We start from the raw sequence: 17,654 nt of genomic DNA on the forward strand, positions 1-17,654 counted from the left end.
CAGAGACGACGAATAGCTGAGGGGGCCGCGTGAGCGAGAGCACGAAGATGACGCAGACGCAGAAGCGCATCCTCCTCATCGGCCTCGTTCCCCTCTTCATGTCCCTGCTGTCGGTGTCCAGCATCAACGTCGTCCTGCCCTCGATCGCTGCTGATATCGACGCCTCCACTTCGGCGCTGCAATGGGTGCTCACCGGTTATGCGCTGTCCTTCGGCGTGGTCCTCGTCGCCGCCGGACGTGCCGGAGACGTCTTCGGACGCGGACAGCTGTTCGCCATCGGAGTCGGTCTGTTCGGACTGTCCTCGCTCGTGGCCGGAATCGCCCCTGATCCGCTGACGCTCAACATCTCCCGAGTGACAATGGGGTTGGGCTCCGGATTCCTCAATCCGCAGGTCGTGGGCCTGCTGCAGCAGTACTTCCAGGGGCCGCCGCGCGGTCGTGCATTCGGGCTGATGGGCACCACCGTCGGTTTGTCGGTGGCCATCGGCCCTGTGCTCGGCGGTGCCCTCATCGCACTCTTCGGCAGCGACCTCGGCTGGAGAGCGACCTTCCTGGTCAATGTCCCCTTCGCCATCGCCTCCCTCATCCTCGCCCGGGCCTGGCTGCCTGCCGGAGCATGGCGACCCGCCGTCGACCAGGATGCGAAGAACTCCGATGGCGGGAAGGATCTCGACCCCGTGGGGGTCATCCTCCTCGGCGTCGGAGTCCTCCTCATTCTCCTGCCCTTCGTCGAATCATCGCTGGGCTGGTTCGTCTGGCTGTCCCTGCCGATCGGCATCGGCATGATCTGGGTGTGGGCCCGGTGGGAACGTCGGTACGCGCGTCTGGGCCGTCCCCCGATGGTCGATCTCGATCTCTTCCGCATCCGCAGCTTCAGCAACGGGTCGATCATCATCGCTCTCTACTTCCTCGGCGTCACCAGTGTCTGGGTCCTCGTCGCTATGTACATGCAGCAGGGTCTGGGACACACAGCTCTGGCCGCGGGAATGATCGGTCTGCCGGCCGCGCTGTGCTCGGCGGTCTCAGCCGATGTGTCCGGACGGTTCGTCTTCCAGATCGGCCGCCGCCTCGTTGTCTGGGGGATCGCGCTGTGCCTCGTCGGTCTGGTGGCCACGATCGCCGTCGTCGCGCTGCTGTCCCAGGGCATCGGCAGCGAGTGGTGGATGCTGCTGACTCTGGCGTTCATCGGCACCGCGCAGGGCATGGTCATCAGCCCCAATCAGACTCTCACCCTGCAGGAGGTCCCCCTGAGGTACGCCGGGTCCTCGGGAGGAGTGCTCCAGACCGGGCAGCGCATCGGCACTTCGATGGGGCTGGCGATCATGACCGCGCTGGCGTTCTCGATCACCGCGGTGAGCAATTGGCATCGGGGGATGATGGGGGCGTTCGTCGCGATCGCCGTCATCGTCATCCTCGCCGGTATCGTCGGTCTCATCGAGGTGCGCCGAGGCGGCCCCCGCCGGGCTTGAGTGCCGCTCGCGGCGCGCCCGGCTGAGTGAGGCAATCGTCAGCTGTCAGCGCAATAATGTTACGGATTTTAGACAATCCGCTGTGTCCGAATGTGGAAGACTGTGAACGCACATCAGCCCATGGAAGGAAACACAGTGGTCGAGGCCGTACCCGATGACGAGCTGGAGCTCGAGGAACTCGTGCGCTCGGGCGGGATCGAAACCTATTTCGCCCCCGTCGTCGACGCACTGACCTTCCACCGAGTCGGCCACCAGATTCTGCAGGCTCCCACGGGTTCCCCGGAGTTGGGTCGCGCCGAGTCGGAGAACCTGCGCCACGCCATGCGCGCCTCGACGATCACGGGTGATATCGATGCCTCTCTGCGTGACTCTGCGCTGCGCACGGCAGAAGGTGCCGGACTGCCGAAGTCGAACCGCCTGTTCCTCCATGCCGAAGCTGAGTCTTTCGCGACCCTCGAGGACCGCACCGGAGAACCCGACCGCTCGGTCATCCTCCAGCTCGACGCTACTCGGGTCGCCTCGTCCCCGGCCTCCGTGCTGCGCTCGGTGCGCTCCGCACGCGCCATGGGATGGGGAGTCGGCATGTCTTCTGTGGGTGCCGACCTGCGCAGCACCGCTTTCGTCCCGCTGGTCAATCCTTCGGTGGTCGGACTCCACCCGGACGTTCTGCGCATCGACTGCGACTCTCATCTTGCCGAACTCAACCGTCTTCTCCACGCCCATCTCGAACGCACCGGTGCGGTCATCCTCGCCGACGGCGTGGAGACCGAAGACGACCTGGACCGTGTGCGTGCGCTCGGGGCACGGTTCATGTCTGGGCCCTACTTCGGTGAGGCCACGAAGCAGCCGCAGGCGTTCTCCGAGCCGAGCGAGGATGCCCTCGTCTCTCACTACTCTCGCAATCTGCCTGCGCTGGGCACCCCGTATTCGATCTCTCAGGGACTGCGGCGCGAGCCTCTGGTGATGAACCGCGAACTGCTCGTCGCTCAGATCGCGGCATTGGAAGAACGCGCTCTGGCATCGGGTACCGCAACCATCACCCTCGGCGTGTTCGGGGAGGACGACGAATTCTCCGAGGCGACGCGACTCCGGTACGAGAAGATCCGGGACACCGTGGGGCTCACGGCGATGTTCTCCGGCGGCTTCGACGGACCGCCGATTCCCGGAGTGCGCACCGGACTCGTCGACGCGTCCGATCCCATCCGCAACGAACACGGCGTCGTTGTGGTCGGGCCGGACTGGTCGGGCATGGTTGCCGCGTCGAAACGCAACGACCCGGGCAGCGACGGACAGACCGTCTTCGATGTCTACATCACGACCGACCGATACACATGCGTCGACGCCGCACGCAGCGTTCTCACTCGCGTCGCACCTCTCACCGCAACGGCGAAGCTGCGGACCTGAGCAGCGCGAGTCCGGGTGTCTCGACTCCGCTGAACGCACGTGTGATCCGTATGGGGAAGCGGACTCCGATGGTGCTAATGTTGTCTCGGCTGGCCCCCGTAGCTCAGCTGGTTAGAGCAGGGAACTCATAATTCCTTGGTCGTCGGTTCAAGTCCGACCGGGGGCACCACTGACCAGGAACGATAGGCAAATCTACCTCCCGGCCTGATACTGAAACACACGGTTACGACACGGTTTCGTTCTCGTCGACAAATCGATCGAGCAATGCCACGACTTCGGCAGGACCGCGGTTTTCGTGCTCAATGTAGTGCCTACTCGTAACTCCCACTTCAGAATGCCCGAGCTGCTGTGACGCATCCTTGAGGTCCGATGATCGGTAGACCTGAGTTGCGACGGTCTTCCGGATCGTGTGCGTAGTCACCCACGAGAGATCCACACCCTGGGCCATGGCCCGTACCTGTCGGAACCGGCCGCTGAAGTTGTCCTTGTCCATCCATGAGTCCACTGAAGTCGGGAATATCGCATCGTTCTCCGGCTTGTGGTCAAGGTCGTGCCAATAGCTCCTGAGGCTCGCCACAGTGAATTGGGGCAGGTACAGCACTCGCTCAGAAGACCGCGACTTCGACAGCTCTTGCCGCTTCACGCGCCCGTCTTCCCCGTACACGATGGTGCCCGACACAGTCACAGTGGGATTATCAGAAACCAAGTCGAGGTCGGACCAGCGGAGGGCCAGCAGTTCACCGACCCGCAATCCCGTGCCGAGCATGACATCAATGCACACGCCGATACGCAGTTTCGGCCACGGACGCGTATTCTTCCGCGGTCTTGCCTCCCACTTCGCCGCAGCTGCTCTCAAGGCAGACACTTCGGCCCCGGTCATCGCCCGCGCCTCCTTCGCTGACACTTCGATAGACCGCGTTGCCAGGACTGGATTCACAGCGATGACGTCGAGGCGCACTGCCTCGTTGAATCCCTGACGGAGTACGTTGCGAAGCTGTCTTGCTGTCTGCGGCGTGGACTTCTTGATGCCCTGCAGGACGGCCTCGATTCGTCCCGTCGAGCTGACTCATGGCTACACCATCTCAACTCGTCGCCAAGGCAACATCGAAGGTCGGCACCACTGAGATCGGGTACACCAACAAGGTCGAGTTCAACGACTGGTTCTACGTCGGCCGATCCAAATACGGGTCGTGGGCCGCATGGTGTGCCGCGTTCACATCCTGGGCCTGCGCCCAGATCGGCATGAAAGCCAACATCGACTACCCGCGCACTGCCGGTGTCGCGATCGCCCGCTCCTGGGCGCAGCAGCGTGGCCGGTGGGTGTCCCCGTCGAACATCAAGAAGGGAGACCTCGTCGTCTTCCTGCCCCACTTCTCCCACATCGCCATCGCCCGCGCCGACGCCTCCGGCGGTTCGGTGAAAACCGTCGAGGGCAACACCTCGCCGGGGTCGAGCGGTTCCCAGCGTGACGGCGGTGGCGTGTGGAACCGCACCCGCCCGCTGTCTCTCGTCGGCGGAGGAATCCGCCTCAACTTCACCAGCACCGAAACCACCACCCCCAGTAAGCCCACCGAACCAGAAGGGATTCTCGGCATGAGCGTCACCAACGCAGGCTTCAGAAACAAGGACGTCCCACTCCCGAAGGGGAAGTGGAAGTCCATCCCCATCGATGATGCCGGCGGCTACTCGCTCGGCATCCTCGCCAACGGCACCAGCTTCATCGCTGACACGGAACTCACGTTCAAGGGCCTCAACCCGGGTGCCGCGGTCATCGGCCGCTTCTACCTCGTTTCCTATAAGAAGGGCACCCCCACCCGCCGGTTGAAGGGTGGCACCTACCCGGCCAAGGAAATCGTCGGAACTGCGGGCACCAGCCTCGGTTCGGTGATGCAGATGGCGAAGTCGTCCCGCACCCCCGACAAGGGGCGCAGCATCCGTCTCCGCTTCGAAGTGTTCGCCGGGACGAAAGGCGTCACCTTCACCAAAGCCTCCCACCGATTCGCAAAGGACTGAACTATGAACCTCAACGAAATCATCCCCGCCGCTTGGCGGAAACCCACCTACGCCGTCTACGCCCTCATCGGTGTTGCACTCGGCGCGATCGCCACCGCCTACGGACCCGAGCATGTGCCCGCCCGGCACGCCGTGGCCACGAACGTGTTCCTCTACGTCGGTGGCGCGTTCGGACTCACCGCGGCCGCGAACACCATCGTCAACCAGCGAGCCAACGGTGACGAGCCGATCATTGAACCCGATGACGACAACGACATCATCGACCCCGACGAAATCGAACCAGACGAGGAGCTCGACTCCCTCGAGGTGGTGAAGGCCGACGAGCAAGCTGCCCTCGACGCGCAACTCGCAGCCGAGATCGACAAGACACCCCCCGGCAGAGGACTACCGGCCTCGGCACTGACCCGGTATTCTTTACCCTCTAGTTCCCCGACTAGATGCGTCCGCTGGACGCTCGGCCCCGGCCTCACCACACAGTGCGGTCGGGGCCATTCGTCGCTGTTTGAGCAGGGTTGATAGCTCTCGCATATGATAAGCCCATGGAAAAGGCACGCGAGATCTCTAAGTCTCGAGCGAGGAAGATCGGCAAGATACTGCGCCGATCTCCTGAGACGATGGAGGAAGTCGATGCCTATATGGATGCAGTCGAGGATCTCGACGCCTACCGGGCGACGTTCCAGAGCCCACTGGTCAGAATCAATAATGGTATTCGTCATTACGCCCGGAAAACGGGCGTCGAAGCCCGAGTGACCCAGCGCTTGAGACGATTGCCGACGATCGTCGACAAGTTGAGTCGCGTCCGTGGTCTTGGTCTTTCTCGCATGCAAGACATCGGTGGATGCCGCGCCGTCACCGAGACGATTGACGAGCTCGAGCAGCTACGAAAATCTCTAGAGGCAGCATGGGGATCGGATATCATCCGCAGAACCGATTACATTGCCGAGCCTCGAGAATCGGGGTATCGAGCGGTTCACCTCGTGGTCGAACGCGACGGCAAGCCAGTCGAAATCCAATTACGCTCAGCACTGATGCACTCCTGGGCCGAGTTTATCGAAGGTTTATCCGGTGCACTGGGGGAGAACTACAAACAAGACGGGTCAAGCGTTGTGCAAGATCTAGGTAAATCTCTGTCTGTCCGGTACCGTTGTGAGGAGGAGGGCATACCGGAGCCAGTGAGTTTGCGCGCTACGATCAGCCATCAACTCGCAGACGTTAACTCTGCGCTCAAGGCCCACCGCACAAGGAGGGACACCTAAATGCCTAACGAAGCAAGCTCAATTAACCACTTCTTGCTCGTGTTCGATCACTCAAAGGATCGGCTAATTGAGGTAGAAGACTATGGCCACGACTCAGAGCTAGCGATGGCCGAGTATGCGGCACGAGAAAAGAAGTTCAGGGACTCACACGCCATCGACATCGTGCTCGTCGGATCGGACTCTATTGAGACAGTCAAGGTCACTCACGGCACTTACTTCAACGAAAAGAAGGACGAGCGAACGGCAGAGGACTTTCTTCGCGCTGTGCTCTGACTGAATTACCCTGGCCCCACCGCTACGGCGGTGGGGCCATTTGTCGTCTGCTCGGAAGATTTCATTGAAGCGTGAAGTCGAGCACCTGCTTCTCGCCGAGGTGGTTCTCCCAGGTCACGTGCAATCCACCCGTCTTTCGCTGAAAGGGTGGAGCTAGTTCGAACTGGACATGTTGGCCCGGTATCAGCTCGGGTACGTTGATGTCATTGCGCACGTCGCCGGCGATCGTGACGTGATACGCCGCGGTGCTGCCGTTTCGGAGAGTGCAAAGTTCGCTGCTGTTCTGAATCAGTTCCATGACTCGCTCCTGCGATGGATGGGCTATAAAGATTACCGAGCGCTACTGGGGTGCCGTTGGTATTTTCATGTGCTTTTGCTGCGGGCAGCCCGTCGACGACTGGTGCGATTGATCTCCTCTATGGACGCGACGGAACGACCGAGAATGGCTGCCCTTTCCGCGACCGTTAGGTCTGTTCGGGTCACAGCGAAGTCGATGTCGTCTCGCGCCCACGGCCGCCACAGGTTCGCAGCTCTCGCATCTTCTCGTGTCCCGACCCGCACGCCCCACTCGCGCAGCCACCTACTCGCGGTAGATGTGTTTACCCCGACCGCGGCGGCAATGTCAGCAATTCTCTGCCCGGCCTCTCGGCGCAGTGTAATCTCGTCGCGCAGGCGTGCCTTGTCCTCGGCTACCGCATGCCGCTTGGTTGGAGAGATGGGGCTGATGCCTCGCCGGTACCGGTCATAGCAGCATTTGCACAATCCACGCGCTATTGCGTCCCGGTCACACCACACTGCGGCACAGGTGCTCATGCTGGGCTCATCGTTGAGAGCATGGCAATAGGGTAGCGGATGCAATGTAGGCCCCCACCGTGGTTACGGCGGGGGCCTACGTTGTTTCATGGTGAGATCGCCGTGGTTTGACGGGCCCGAGTGGGGGCTACTTTTCGCCTAGCACTCTCTTGACGAAGCTGGTGGCACGCTCGTTCAGTTTGTCGACGCGCATTGACACATGGGCTTCGAAGTCATTGTGACCTTCGACTGCGCGTGGAGGGTTCCTGACGATCTCGGAACACTCGAAATTGCCGTGTATGAGCGTCCCGAGCGAATTGCCGTTTCGTCCCGAAGGCCCGGCCTTCTTCGCTGTGAACATCCGTACGCCGGTGGTCTCGTGCAAGTCCTCGCACCAACTGCACATCGCTTGGGACTTCGCCATGGGCACTGCCCTGAGCATCAGTCCGCGTGGGACGTCGTCTACGGGGACGACTATATAGGCCCGTTGAGGAATTTTCGCATCAGCCCAACCAAAGTAGTCGAGCTCGGCCCACTCGATCTCAGCGAGATTGGGTGGCAGTGTGATCTTTTCCACTTCGCGGCGAGAGGTGTTGATAAAGGACTTCTTAATCTGGGTGGCATTGAGTCGCTGCATGACTGGCTTTCTCTGATTTCAGCAGTTGCCTGAAGTTGAATAGCCGTGAAGCCGGTGCAGTTTAGCCTTCGCGCATTCTTGCGGGCAGCTCTTTGGGGGTGCTGGCGGGCTTTGTTCGCACCAAGCATGACCGGTGAACGCGAGTGGCTAACTGAGAATGTTTAGCGTGGCAATCAGCTACGGCAACAGGGAATGGGTAGAAGCTAGGTCGACTGTGTTTAGGCACAAGTCACCTATCACCCGACCGGCTGTGAATGCGGAGTTCGGGTGATTCTAGGGCAGCAGGACTAGAAGCAGGCCACGAGGGCCACCATTCCTTTCTTCCTGAGATTTCAGGTGGTTCGGCGATAGTTTCCGAGTTTGACTATATCCAAGTCCGCGTCACTGGTTCAACATGGTTCTGTTGCGTACTGCTGGCGTCGATGCTTTCGGTGGGAAGTCGGTGCTAGCTCGGGTCGCGTGCGCTCGTGTCCGGTTCGGCATTTGGCTGTGGGTGGAGTATGGCGGATGCATAATAGAACACATAATCGAATATGAGGACTACGGCACAGCCGCTTGGCGGTACTGGCAGAAGATCCGCAACGACGCCGGCGCCCGCGGTTCCTTCCAGAGCCGTCCGCCCGTGCCGGTGCGTGCTCATGTCATGTTCGAGCGCGACGGTGAAGTATGGCTCGATGGCACCGCGCCGCGACTCGGTTTCGATGGTGCGATATTCGTTGAGATCAAAGATCGACGAGTCCAGGCGATCGGGGCGTGGTTGCCGCCGGATGATGTGTGGTGGGAGGGGAAGCCTGTCAGTTCTCAGTTGCGTTCTGCTCCATATACTTGAGCGCGATCGGGCATGTCACGTTCACCTTTAGCCACCGGCCGCGAGCATCTTCCAGAGCTCGTTTCATAATCTCCTGGCAGTGAGCGTCCTTGTCGGTGTCCTCGATCGTCTCGCAGTAGACGAACATGACTTCGTTGTCTTCGTCGTCGATCTTGTAATGCAGCGATGCAACGAGTTTCCCGGGCAGGTACAGGTCGAATTTCGACTGTTCCTGGTTGTTGAGCATGGTGTACACGAGACACACTCCTTCTGTGGAATTGTCAAAGCACTGAATGAAAAAGACTCTAAACTGCTGGTCAGACTGCTGCAAGAGGGGTTTAGAGTCTTCCGACGATCTTCGCAACAGGCACATCTTCAACCCTTGTTCGGCTCTCGAGCTTCTCTGGCAGAGGCAACGTCATCGACGACAACAGCAATATGACGCATGCTCGTGATCAACGCCCCGTAGAGGGGCCACGAAGCAGTCGGGAGATGCTGGTCATCGGAAAGGGCTCTCGCCAGTGAGTCGAGGCGTTCATACACGGGCTCAACTTCAGCATCAGGGTCGCTGATCGAGCGCCCGGCATCTTTGACAATGTTTCCCCACTCGCGGCGAAAGCTGTCATCCCACTCGCCCTCGGCGTACGTCGCGTCGCGGAGCGTGCGCGTCAGATTCCTCAGATGCGAGATCCCTTCATCGACCCGCTGCAGGATATTCTCGTAGCTCGTTTCCTCCGCCTGAGACTGTGCTTGGTTGCGAACCCGAGGATTAAGCGACTTCCTCAAATCGCCTCTCGGGTTTGCTCGCCTGCTCTCCCTCGCGAAGCGAACGGACTGCCATGCTCTGTTGAGCTCGTCGCTCATGGACTCGGTCTCGCGGAACCACTCATCGGCGCGGTCTGTGTCCCAGGAGTCGCTGAACTCGTCGGACATGCTGGTCAGGACGTCGCCCATGCGCCGATTGATACTGTCGACGTAGCGAGAGGCCTGCCGGTCCCGGATCGGGGGAATGATGATCAAGTTGACGGCGAGCCCGACAGCGACGCCCAGCGCGATCTCAATGATTCGTTCTAGAAGGAGGGGCTGCTGACTGTCGAATCCGCTTCCGAGGATGAAAATCGCGGTGGTGGCGATGGCGATCCCCTCGTCTCGGATCCATGTCACCCTGGCTCCGAGAAGACCAACAAAGAGCGCCAGGGCGAACGTCCACAGGCTGACTCCGAGGTAGTTGCCAATCAGGAAGGACAAGCCCACGCCGATTGCAGAGGCCACTGTTGACTGGGCGCCTCGCGAAAGTGATCGGTAGACCGTCGCGTGAACGGTGAGCAGTGCAGTCCATGGCGCGAGGAAAGGCATCGCCGAGTCGAGTATTGCGATTGACAGCCACCATGCTGCCGTTGCCGCGACGACAGATTTGACGATCTGGAGGAGATCGGTCGTGACTTCTGGGCGTTGGAGTAGTTCAGTGATCTTCTTCGTTGGAGTTGGCAAGGTCGCTCCGTTGCAGGTCCGTCTCTGTCATGATTACACCGTAAGCAAAGCTCGGTTTGAGACTAGCATTTGCCCTGGTCGAAGTCGTTTTGCTCTTGACGACTCAGGACTGAATTCGGTCGGCTGAGCGTCCTAGCGTCTCAGGCAACGATGGTCTCGGCAATCAAGGGGTGACGGTAGACCCTGTTCACGAGCACGACTGTCCGAACGCACACCTAGCCGAGACCCAGAGGCGTCCTTAGACTCTATTCACGAGCGCCGAAGGAGGCAAACATGACCACCTACGAAGAAGCAATCAAGCGGGCAGCAAAGCCACTCGCGGAGGCATTCTCCCGCATTCAAGAGGGCACAGCACGGGAAGCAGCTGAACGCGCCTACACGCCCGGTAGGCCGGGGCTCGACGAGCTCGAGGAGCGCATCCAGGCATGGCGGGACGAGTTCATGATGGAGCAGGGAGACAAGGCAGCCGCTGGGCGAGATCACGAGCTAGAAGGACGGAAAGTTGCATTGCTATCCGACCAGGAAGTCGCCGAACAGATCGGCTGCAGTGTCTATCAGCTACGAGCCGACCGCGCACTCGACCGAGGCGACAGAGGTGACCGAGCCCCCGCATGGATCGAGGTCGGCACCTCCTGGCGCCCCCGAGCACGCGGAACACGCCAGTCCGCCGTGGACGCCTGGCTCGACCGACATGAAACCGGGGGGAGCAAGGAAACGAGATGATCGATCTAGAGCAGCTACTCACTTCGAAAGAGGTCGCGGAGACCCTCCAGTGCACTCCGAAACATGTCAACACGTTGCGTAAGCGTGGAGACTTGCCGGCGATGGCGATTGGCGGTATGTGGCGCTACGACCCACGGGATCTCCGGCAGTATGTTGAGCGACAACGGAGGGCTGGAGCGCAATGAACGTGCGCCAACTAGGAGACGCTGGTCTGCGACACGTTTACGACACGGTTTGAGCGAAATTTCTAGTCTGTTGGGCCATCTGCCGAAAATCGGTCTAAGGTGCTGAAGGCCTCGAAATCACTGGTCAAGGACAGACCAGTGCGATCAACGACTGACACGCAAGATCAGTACCTCTTAGAATTCCTTGGCCGTCGGTTCAAGTCCGACCGGGGGCACCACGAAGCGCTCCGCTGATTCGGACGCGAACCCTCAGTCCCCGTCACTCAGCTTCTGTTGGCGGCCCGCCTTTCTCATTCGAATTCGGTTTGAAGACGGTCCCGGACAACGGAGCGTAGGCAGTCCACTCTCCGTCCGGTTCGTTCCTGACGAGTTCGGCAATTCTGCGGTCGTCTGCCTCCGCCTCGTCGAACAGCCGTGTGAAAGCTGCTTCCGCCTTCGAGTTCTCGGCGGAATGCTCGGCCCGTATTCGCATTGCCTCGGTGTCGTCATCGGATGAAGAGATCTCGACGACGAACTGCGGGCCGACTTCGGCAGACACGAGTCGCGCGAGATGCACGCCTTGCTCGGCGAAAATGCGCGCAGCAGTCTCCGGCACCCAATTGAAGTCGGAATCCAGCGAGTCATAGTAGGACTGTTCCCATGCCTCCAGCTGCGCGACAAGTGCGCCGGACAGCCCCGTGTCCTCGTAGTCGATGGGCATGCTGATCCACAGCACCGTACCCGCATAGTCGGGGAACATGCGGATGGTCCGCGGCGGTCGTTCGTCGGTCATCTGCTCCTCGGCCATGGCGCCAGCCTCACGCCGGTCATTCGCTCGGCCCAGACACCCGACGCCACCAGCATCTTTGATGCTTGGCTGCACGCCGAACATCGACTATCATGTGGTCAGCACCTCCTTTCGGATCGTAGGGGAAGACGTATCCGAGGTAGGAGGCAGAAATGGATATGACTCAGGGCGTACTCTTCGTCCACTCAGCACCTCGTGCGCTGTGCCCTCACATCGAGTGGGCAGCGGGCGGGGCCATCGGCGCACAGGCACGCTTCGACTGGACACCCCAGCCGGCAGCACCAGGTCTCGTGCGCGCAGAAGTCTGCTGGCGCGCGCCCGCAGGCTCCGGAGCTCGCATCGCATCCGCCCTGCGCGGCTGGGACTCACTTCGCTACGAAGTCACCGAGGAGCCCTCGGCCGGAGTCGACGGCAGTCGATGGAGCCACACACCTGATCTGGGCATCTACCACGCTGTCACCGACACAGCCGGCAACATCCTCGTCCCTGAAGACCGCATCCGCTCCGTGATGGAACGCGCTGCCGGGGACCCGGCGAAGTTCTCCTCGGAGATGGCGACCGCCCTCGGAGAAGCCTGGGATGAGGAACTCGACGCGTTCCGCCATGCAGGTGAAGGCGCACCGGTGCGCTGGCTGACGAAGGTCGGCTGAACCGCTCCCTTCACCGCCGAACTGCACTCAGCTGCGAGAGTTCGGGCGTTCACAAATGCCGATGGGCACACCCTCCTACCTCGGGTGTGCCCATTTCGCACGCTCTCGTGCCTGAGCGCTTATGCAGGAGGCTCTGCGCAAGCCACCTTCCCAAGCACAGATCGCGTCGTGCGCCCTCATGGAAACGGCCCACTCTGAGTCGGAAAGCACAGTTTCAAAACCGTGCTTTCCGACTCAGAGTGGGCCGTGGAGCTGTCTGAGTTCGCTCAGAACCTCAGACTGAGCGGAACGCGACGACGGCGTTGTGACCGCCGAAGCCGAACGAGTTCGTGATCGCTGCGATATCGCCGGCAGGCAGATCAGCAGGAGTGTCACGGACGATGTTGATCCCCTTGACCTTCGGGTCGACTTCGTCGATGTTGATGGTCGGGGGAGCGGTGCGAGTCTGCAGCGCCTTGACCGTGAGGATCGCCTCCACGGCACCCGTACCTCCGAGGAGGTGTCCGGTCATCGACTTCGTGGCCGAGACCAGTGCATCGGAGACGTTGTCACCGAGGAGTTCGCTGATGGCCAGCGATTCCGGGATGTCTCCGACAGGAGTCGACGTGGCATGCGCGTTGACGTGCTTGATTTCGCCGGCGGTCAGCCCTCCTGCGTCGAGTGCCTGCTGCATGGCGGCCAGCGCGTGCTTGCCCTCCGGCTCTCCGCCGGTGATGTGGTAGGCGTCGTTCGAGATGCCCCAGCTGGCCACCTCGGCGTAGATCTTCGCTCCACGAGCCTTCGCATGCTCCTCGGTCTCGAGGATGAGCGTGCCCGCACCTTCGCCCATGACGAAGCCGTCGCGGTCGACGTCATAGGGACGCGAAGCGGTCTCGGGCGAATCGGTGCGACGCGACAGCGCCTGCATCGAATTGAACGCGGCAAGAGTGATCGGGTGGATCGCTGCTTCCGAACCGCCGGCGATGATGATGTCGGCCTTGCCCGAAGCGAGAACGTCATAGGCGTGGCCGAGGCTCTCGGTCGATGAGGCGCAGGCGGAGACCAGGGTCTGCACACCGGCACGTGCCTTGAATTCCATGCCGATAGCGGCCGCAGGTCCATTGGGCATGAGCATGGGAACTGTCAGTGGCATGACCCGGCGCGGGCCTTCCTCCTGCAGGGTGTCCCAGGCGTCGAGCAGAGTCCAGACTCCGCCGATCCCGGTGGCCCAGGAGACGGCGGTGCGTTCCGGATCGGTCTCCTCAAGACCGGCATCGGCCATGGCTTCACGAGCAGAGATGAGAGCGAACTGGCTCGAAGGATCGAGGCGTTTGGCCTGGACCCGTTTGAGATTGTCGGGCACGACCTGTGGGTCGACCTGCGCTGCGAAGTCCACGGCGAGGCCGTACTTCTCTGACCAATCGTTGTCCATTGTGTGGACGCCGGACTGACCGGCCAGAATGGCTTCCCAAGTGGCATCGACAGTCGCGCCCAAGGGGGTTACCGCACCGATTCCGGTGACGACAACTTTAGATGTCATGGTACAAACCTCGTCGATAGTGTGGACACGGCCCGTCTGTGGACGGGCCGTGTTCGGCTGCTGTGTGTCAGGCTTCCTGAGCCTTGTTGATGTAGTCGACAGCGTCCTGAACGGTGACGAGGTCCTTGACGTCGTCATCGGGGATCTTCACGCCGAACTTCTTCTCAGCGTTGACGACGATGGTCATCATCGAGATGGAGTCGATGTCGAGGTCATCGGTGAACGACTTGTCGGCTTCGACTGCTTCGACAGCCAGGCCGGTCTCTTCGTTGACGATCTCTGCCAGCCCAGCGAGGACTTCAGCTTCGGTGAATGCCATTTCTTTCCTACTTTCTGATTTCGGTCGAGGGTTTTTCGACCGTTTGAGGAACTTTTCGACGAGTGTCCCGCCGAATATCTTAGGACATTCACGGAGAGTTTTCCGTGAATGGGTGTGTCTCAGGGCAGGCGCACGACCTGAGCACCGTAGACGAGGCCCGCACCGAAGCCCATCTGCAGGGCGAGACCGCCGCTGAGTTCGGGCTGTTCGCGCAGGAGACGTTCGGTGGCCAGTGGGATCGACGCCGCCGAGGTGTTCCCGTTGTCGGCGATGTCACGTGCGATGACAACGGACTCGGGGAGCTTCAGCTGCTTGGCGAGTTCGTCGATGATGCGCATGTTCGCCTGGTGCGGGATGAAGGCAGCGAGATCCTCGGCCTCGATGCCGGAAGCAGCGAGCGCCTCTTTGGCCACCTCGGCGCCGTCCCACACGGCCCAGCGGAAGACGGTCGGCCCGTCCTGACGCAGGGTCGGGAAGGGCAGTTCGCGGTCGTCGCGGATGTCGTAGAGGGAATCCGTCATCCGGATGGTCGACCAGTTCTCGCCCTTCGAGCCCCACACCGTCTTCGAGATGCCGGGTTCGTCGGAGGAGGACACGACGACCGCGCCGGCGCCATCACCGAGGATGAACGAGATCGAACGGTCCTCGGGGTCGATGACCTCGGAGAGCTTCTCGGCTCCGATGACGAGGACATTGTCGAGCGTGCCGGCACGCACCAGCGCATCGGCCTGCGAGATGCCGTAGCAGTAGCCGGCACACGCCGCGCTGATGTCCCATGCCGGGATCGGCCCGGTCCCCAGCCGTGCGGTCAGGGCCGCAGCCGCTGAGGGCGTGAAGTACTCGAAGGTGACGGTCGAGATGATGATGCCGCCGATGTCCTCCGGCTTCAGCCCCGCCGAGGCGATCGCCTCGAGCGCGGCTTCCTCGGACATGTCGAGGACGCCGACGTCCTTGCTGGCACGACGGCGGGTGACGATGCCCGTGCGCTGCCGGATCCATTCGTCGGAGGAGTTGATGGGTCCGGCGATATCGTCATTGGTGACGAGGTTCTCCGCACGGTAGGCACCGATTCCGGCAATGCGGGAGAAAGTGCCGAGTTCGGCAGTCTTGAGTGTAGGCATGGCGTCTTCTTTCGATTCTCAGGCGTGGGCTGCCGCGAACTCACGCGCGCCGTCGAGGTCGGCGGCCGATTTGATGGCGAATGTCTCCACGCCCTTCATGGCGCGGCGAGCGATTCCGGTCAGCGTGCCACCGGGGACGAGTTCGATCATTCCGGTCACACCGGAGTTCAGCAGCGCCTCCTGGCACAGATCCCAGCGGACCGGGTTCGTGACCTGCTTGACCAGACGGTCGACATACTCTCGGCCGGCTTCGACCGCAGTGCCGTCGGAGTTGCTGAGGATCGACACGGAGGGATCGGAGACCTCCATCGCCGAGGCGGCGGCATCGAGATCAGCGGTGGCGGGAGCCATGAACTCGGTGTGGAAGGCGCCGGCCACGGCCAGCGGGATGACCCGAGCACGTTCCGGCGGGTTCTCGGCCAGGGTCTCGAGCGCCTCGAGAGAGCCGGCAGCTACGGTCTGGCCCCCACCGTTGACATTGGCGGGGCTGGCCCCGGCGGCCTCGATCGCGGCGAGTACATCCTCGGGCTGGCCGCCGACCACGGCGGACATGCCGGTCGGGGTGACGGCGGCAGCGGCCGCCATTCCATCGGCACGGACCTTGACGAAGGCCAGGGCGTCCGCCGGGGTGAAGATGCCTGCGATCTGTGCGGCTGCGATCTCTCCCACGGAGTGGCCGGCGACGACGGCAGGGCTGACGCCGAGCTCAGCGGCGCAGGCGACGGCGGAGGCGACGAGCAGAGGCTGTGCCACCGCGGTGTCCTTGATCGTCTCGTCATCGGATTCGGTTCCGTGCAGACGCAGATCGATTCCCGATGCGGTCGAGAGTTCGTCGATCTGTGCCGAGAAGGTGTCGAGTTCGAGGAACGAACTCAGGAAACCGGTCTTCTGGGCTCCCTGGCCCGGACAGGTGATTGCAAGCACTCAGTTCTCTTTTCGTTGGGTTCCGTTGATCAATCTAATGGACACTGGACCGATCTCGGCGAGATTTGTCGTTGTTCGACAATACGCCGTCCTCGGACAGTCGCCCATACACCAAGGCGATGTGGATGACGAAGGCATCACGCGAAGTCGTCGGATCGAGCCCGATGGCGTCGGTGATCTTCCGCAGTCGGTAGCGCACGGTATTCGGGTGCACGGACAGTGCCTTGGCCGTGGCTTCGAGCGAGGACCCGAATTCGACATAGGCGCTCACGGTCTTCAGCAGCTGACCCGTTCCCGAGGTCAACGGTTCGTAATAGCGTTCGATGAGTTCGGTCAAGGCGATCCGGTCCCCGGACAGGGCGCGTTCGGGCAGAAGATCATCGGCTTTGACCGGGCGCGGGGAATCGGGGCGGGCGGTCGCCGCCTTGAGTGCGCGGATCGCCGCCTTCGCCGAGGTGGCCGCTTCGGCAAGTCCCGGCACTGCCGGTCCGACGATGACTTCGGAGGGCCCGAAGCAGTCCGAGAGGTCCTCGACGGCATCGTCGAGTTCCGTCACCCCGCCGAGGACGATGAGCAGACGGTTGTCGTGGATGCCCACAAGAGCATCATCGGCCCAGCGACTGGCCTTGCGGCGGATGCCGTCCAATCCCTTCTTCGCCGAGCGCTGCGGTGCGCGGCCGACGATGACGCACACGGGACCTTCTGACTGCCAGCCGAAGGCAGCGGTGCGGCTGGCGAGTTCGTCGACGGAGTCTCCGCGGACGAGGGCGTCGACGACCATCGCCTCGAGTCGTGCGTCCCAGCTGCCTCGGGCTTCTGCGGCCCGGGCGTAGACATCGGCCGCGGCGAACGCGATCTCCCGGGAGTAGATGAGCACCGCTTCGCGGAGCGCCGGCTGCTCGACGGGGCGAGCGATGTCCGGAACGCGTTCCTCGACGACTTCGACGACGATCTTGAGCAGCTGCAGGGTCTGCTGCAGGCTGATGGCCCGGATGAGGTCGCGTGGCGCAGTCTTGAAGATGTCGGAGACCACACGCAGATTCGTATCGGGCTTGCGGTACCAATCGACGAACGAGGAGATGCCCGATTGGGCGAGCAGCCCCACCCAAGAGCGATCGGACGACGACATCGAGCGGTACCAGGGCAGCTGAGCCTCCAGCCGCTGCAGAGTCACCGATGATAGGACGCCGACTCCGGCACGCAGTCTGCGGGCGGTTTCGGCACGACGGCGCAGGGTCTCGGCATCAGACATCATGAGCACGAGTTTAGATGAATGAGAACAA

21 protein-coding genes and 1 tRNA gene are annotated in these 17,654 nt (G+C 61.9%); 10 read left to right on the forward strand and 12 right to left on the reverse strand.

Going from position 1 to position 17,654, the window contains the following annotated elements:
• The first annotated feature begins 29 nt into the window (after window positions 1–29).
• The 3 genes from HIM68_RS02605 to HIM68_RS02615 all read left to right on the forward strand — a co-directional run bounded on the left by HIM68_RS02605 (window position 30) and on the right by HIM68_RS02615 (window position 3,042).
• On the forward strand, window positions 30–1,469 hold the full coding sequence (locus HIM68_RS02605) for an MFS transporter (RefSeq protein WP_367647417.1): 1,440 nt from the start codon (window positions 30–32) through the stop codon (window positions 1,467–1,469).
• 135 nt (window positions 1,470–1,604) lie between these two features.
• Window positions 1,605–2,873 carry an EAL domain-containing protein gene (locus HIM68_RS02610; RefSeq protein ID WP_228281818.1) on the forward strand — a complete coding sequence of 423 codons (1,269 nt, stop codon included), beginning with the start codon at window positions 1,605–1,607 and terminating at the stop codon, window positions 2,871–2,873.
• Window positions 2,874–2,965: 92 nt separating this feature from the next.
• Window positions 2,966–3,042, forward strand: a tRNA-Ile gene (locus tag HIM68_RS02615).
• Window positions 3,043–3,096: 54 nt separating this feature from the next.
• On the opposite strand, the gene HIM68_RS02620 is transcribed toward HIM68_RS02615, so the two are convergent.
• On the reverse strand, window positions 3,097–3,753 hold the full coding sequence (locus HIM68_RS02620; protein WP_172169347.1) for a site-specific integrase: 657 nt from the start codon (window positions 3,751–3,753) through the stop codon (window positions 3,097–3,099).
• 188 nt (window positions 3,754–3,941) lie between these two features.
• On the opposite strand from HIM68_RS02620, the gene HIM68_RS02625 reads away from it, so the two are divergent.
• The 4 genes from HIM68_RS02625 to HIM68_RS02640 are packed head-to-tail and all read left to right on the forward strand — an operon-like array spanning window position 3,942 to window position 6,415.
• Window positions 3,942–4,886, forward strand: coding sequence for a CHAP domain-containing protein (locus HIM68_RS02625; RefSeq protein ID WP_172169350.1), 945 nt, complete (start codon window positions 3,942–3,944; stop codon window positions 4,884–4,886).
• Window positions 4,887–4,889: 3 nt separating this feature from the next.
• Complete coding sequence (locus HIM68_RS02630) at window positions 4,890–5,402, forward strand: hypothetical protein (RefSeq protein WP_172169353.1); 513 nt, start codon at window positions 4,890–4,892, stop codon at window positions 5,400–5,402.
• Between the two features lie 23 nt (window positions 5,403–5,425).
• Entirely contained in the window at window positions 5,426–6,142 is a 717-nt protein-coding gene (locus tag HIM68_RS02635) for a RelA/SpoT domain-containing protein (protein ID WP_172169356.1), read from the forward strand.
• Window positions 6,143–6,415 carry a hypothetical protein gene (locus tag HIM68_RS02640; protein WP_139467126.1) on the forward strand — a complete coding sequence of 91 codons (273 nt, stop codon included), beginning with the start codon at window positions 6,143–6,145 and terminating at the stop codon, window positions 6,413–6,415.
• Between the two features lie 61 nt (window positions 6,416–6,476).
• On the opposite strand, the gene HIM68_RS02645 is transcribed toward HIM68_RS02640, so the two are convergent.
• The 5 genes from HIM68_RS02645 to HIM68_RS02665 all read right to left on the reverse strand — a co-directional run bounded on the left by HIM68_RS02645 (window position 6,477) and on the right by HIM68_RS02665 (window position 10,143).
• A complete protein-coding gene (locus tag HIM68_RS02645) occupies window positions 6,477–6,713 on the reverse strand; it encodes a hypothetical protein (protein ID WP_172169359.1) in 237 nt (78 codons plus the stop codon).
• A gap of 65 nt (window positions 6,714–6,778) precedes the next feature.
• Complete coding sequence (locus HIM68_RS19260) at window positions 6,779–7,228, reverse strand: helix-turn-helix domain-containing protein (RefSeq protein WP_172169362.1); 450 nt, start codon at window positions 7,226–7,228, stop codon at window positions 6,779–6,781.
• 127 nt (window positions 7,229–7,355) lie between these two features.
• On the reverse strand, window positions 7,356–7,844 hold the full coding sequence (locus HIM68_RS02655) for an FBP domain-containing protein (RefSeq protein WP_172169366.1): 489 nt from the start codon (window positions 7,842–7,844) through the stop codon (window positions 7,356–7,358).
• Window positions 7,845–8,638: 794 nt separating this feature from the next.
• Window positions 8,639–8,908: a hypothetical protein gene (locus HIM68_RS02660; RefSeq protein WP_172169369.1), complete on the reverse strand. Its 270-nt coding sequence runs from the start codon at window positions 8,906–8,908 to the stop codon at window positions 8,639–8,641.
• A 119-nt stretch (window positions 8,909–9,027) separates the two neighbouring features.
• A complete protein-coding gene (locus tag HIM68_RS02665; RefSeq protein WP_172169372.1) occupies window positions 9,028–10,143 on the reverse strand; it encodes an aromatic acid exporter family protein in 1,116 nt (371 codons plus the stop codon).
• Between the two features lie 273 nt (window positions 10,144–10,416).
• Here HIM68_RS02665 and HIM68_RS02670 point away from each other — a divergent pair, with 273 nt between their 5' ends.
• Both HIM68_RS02670 and HIM68_RS19265 read left to right on the forward strand, forming a co-directional pair.
• Window positions 10,417–10,866: a hypothetical protein gene (locus HIM68_RS02670; protein WP_172169375.1), complete on the forward strand. Its 450-nt coding sequence runs from the start codon at window positions 10,417–10,419 to the stop codon at window positions 10,864–10,866.
• Window positions 10,863–11,051 (forward strand): helix-turn-helix domain-containing protein, encoded by a 189-nt coding sequence (locus tag HIM68_RS19265; RefSeq protein WP_139467139.1) that lies wholly within the window; start codon window positions 10,863–10,865, stop codon window positions 11,049–11,051. Before HIM68_RS02670 ends, HIM68_RS19265 begins: the two co-directional genes overlap by 4 nt.
• A 259-nt stretch (window positions 11,052–11,310) precedes the next feature.
• On the opposite strand, the gene HIM68_RS02680 is transcribed toward HIM68_RS19265, so the two are convergent.
• A complete protein-coding gene (locus HIM68_RS02680; protein ID WP_172169378.1) occupies window positions 11,311–11,838 on the reverse strand; it encodes a hypothetical protein in 528 nt (175 codons plus the stop codon).
• Between the two features lie 158 nt (window positions 11,839–11,996).
• On the opposite strand from HIM68_RS02680, the gene HIM68_RS02685 reads away from it, so the two are divergent.
• Window positions 11,997–12,488: a DUF3145 domain-containing protein gene (locus tag HIM68_RS02685; protein ID WP_172170267.1), complete on the forward strand. Its 492-nt coding sequence runs from the start codon at window positions 11,997–11,999 to the stop codon at window positions 12,486–12,488.
• A gap of 274 nt (window positions 12,489–12,762) precedes the next feature.
• Here the strand turns inward: HIM68_RS02685 and HIM68_RS02690 are convergent, their stop codons facing one another.
• From HIM68_RS02690 to HIM68_RS02710, 5 genes are all read right to left on the reverse strand, one after another.
• Entirely contained in the window at window positions 12,763–14,007 is a 1,245-nt protein-coding gene (locus tag HIM68_RS02690) for a beta-ketoacyl synthase (RefSeq protein WP_139467143.1), read from the reverse strand.
• A gap of 67 nt (window positions 14,008–14,074) precedes the next feature.
• Complete coding sequence (locus tag HIM68_RS02695) at window positions 14,075–14,326, reverse strand: acyl carrier protein (protein WP_025776743.1); 252 nt, start codon at window positions 14,324–14,326, stop codon at window positions 14,075–14,077.
• A 119-nt stretch (window positions 14,327–14,445) separates the two neighbouring features.
• Complete coding sequence (locus tag HIM68_RS02700; RefSeq protein ID WP_172169381.1) at window positions 14,446–15,447, reverse strand: beta-ketoacyl-ACP synthase III; 1,002 nt, start codon at window positions 15,445–15,447, stop codon at window positions 14,446–14,448.
• An 18-nt stretch (window positions 15,448–15,465) separates the two neighbouring features.
• The gene (locus HIM68_RS02705; RefSeq protein ID WP_172169384.1) at window positions 15,466–16,371 is read right to left on the reverse strand and encodes an ACP S-malonyltransferase; all 906 of its coding nucleotides are present in this window, start codon (window positions 16,369–16,371) and stop codon (window positions 15,466–15,468) included.
• A 34-nt stretch (window positions 16,372–16,405) separates the two neighbouring features.
• Window positions 16,406–17,626 (reverse strand): CdaR family transcriptional regulator, encoded by a 1,221-nt coding sequence (locus tag HIM68_RS02710; RefSeq protein WP_139467149.1) that lies wholly within the window; start codon window positions 17,624–17,626, stop codon window positions 16,406–16,408.
• Window positions 17,627–17,654: the final 28 nt, after the last annotated feature.

The organism is Brevibacterium sp. CT2-23B (assembly GCF_013168765.1).
Classification (GTDB): domain Bacteria; phylum Actinomycetota; class Actinomycetes; order Actinomycetales; family Brevibacteriaceae; genus Brevibacterium; species Brevibacterium sediminis.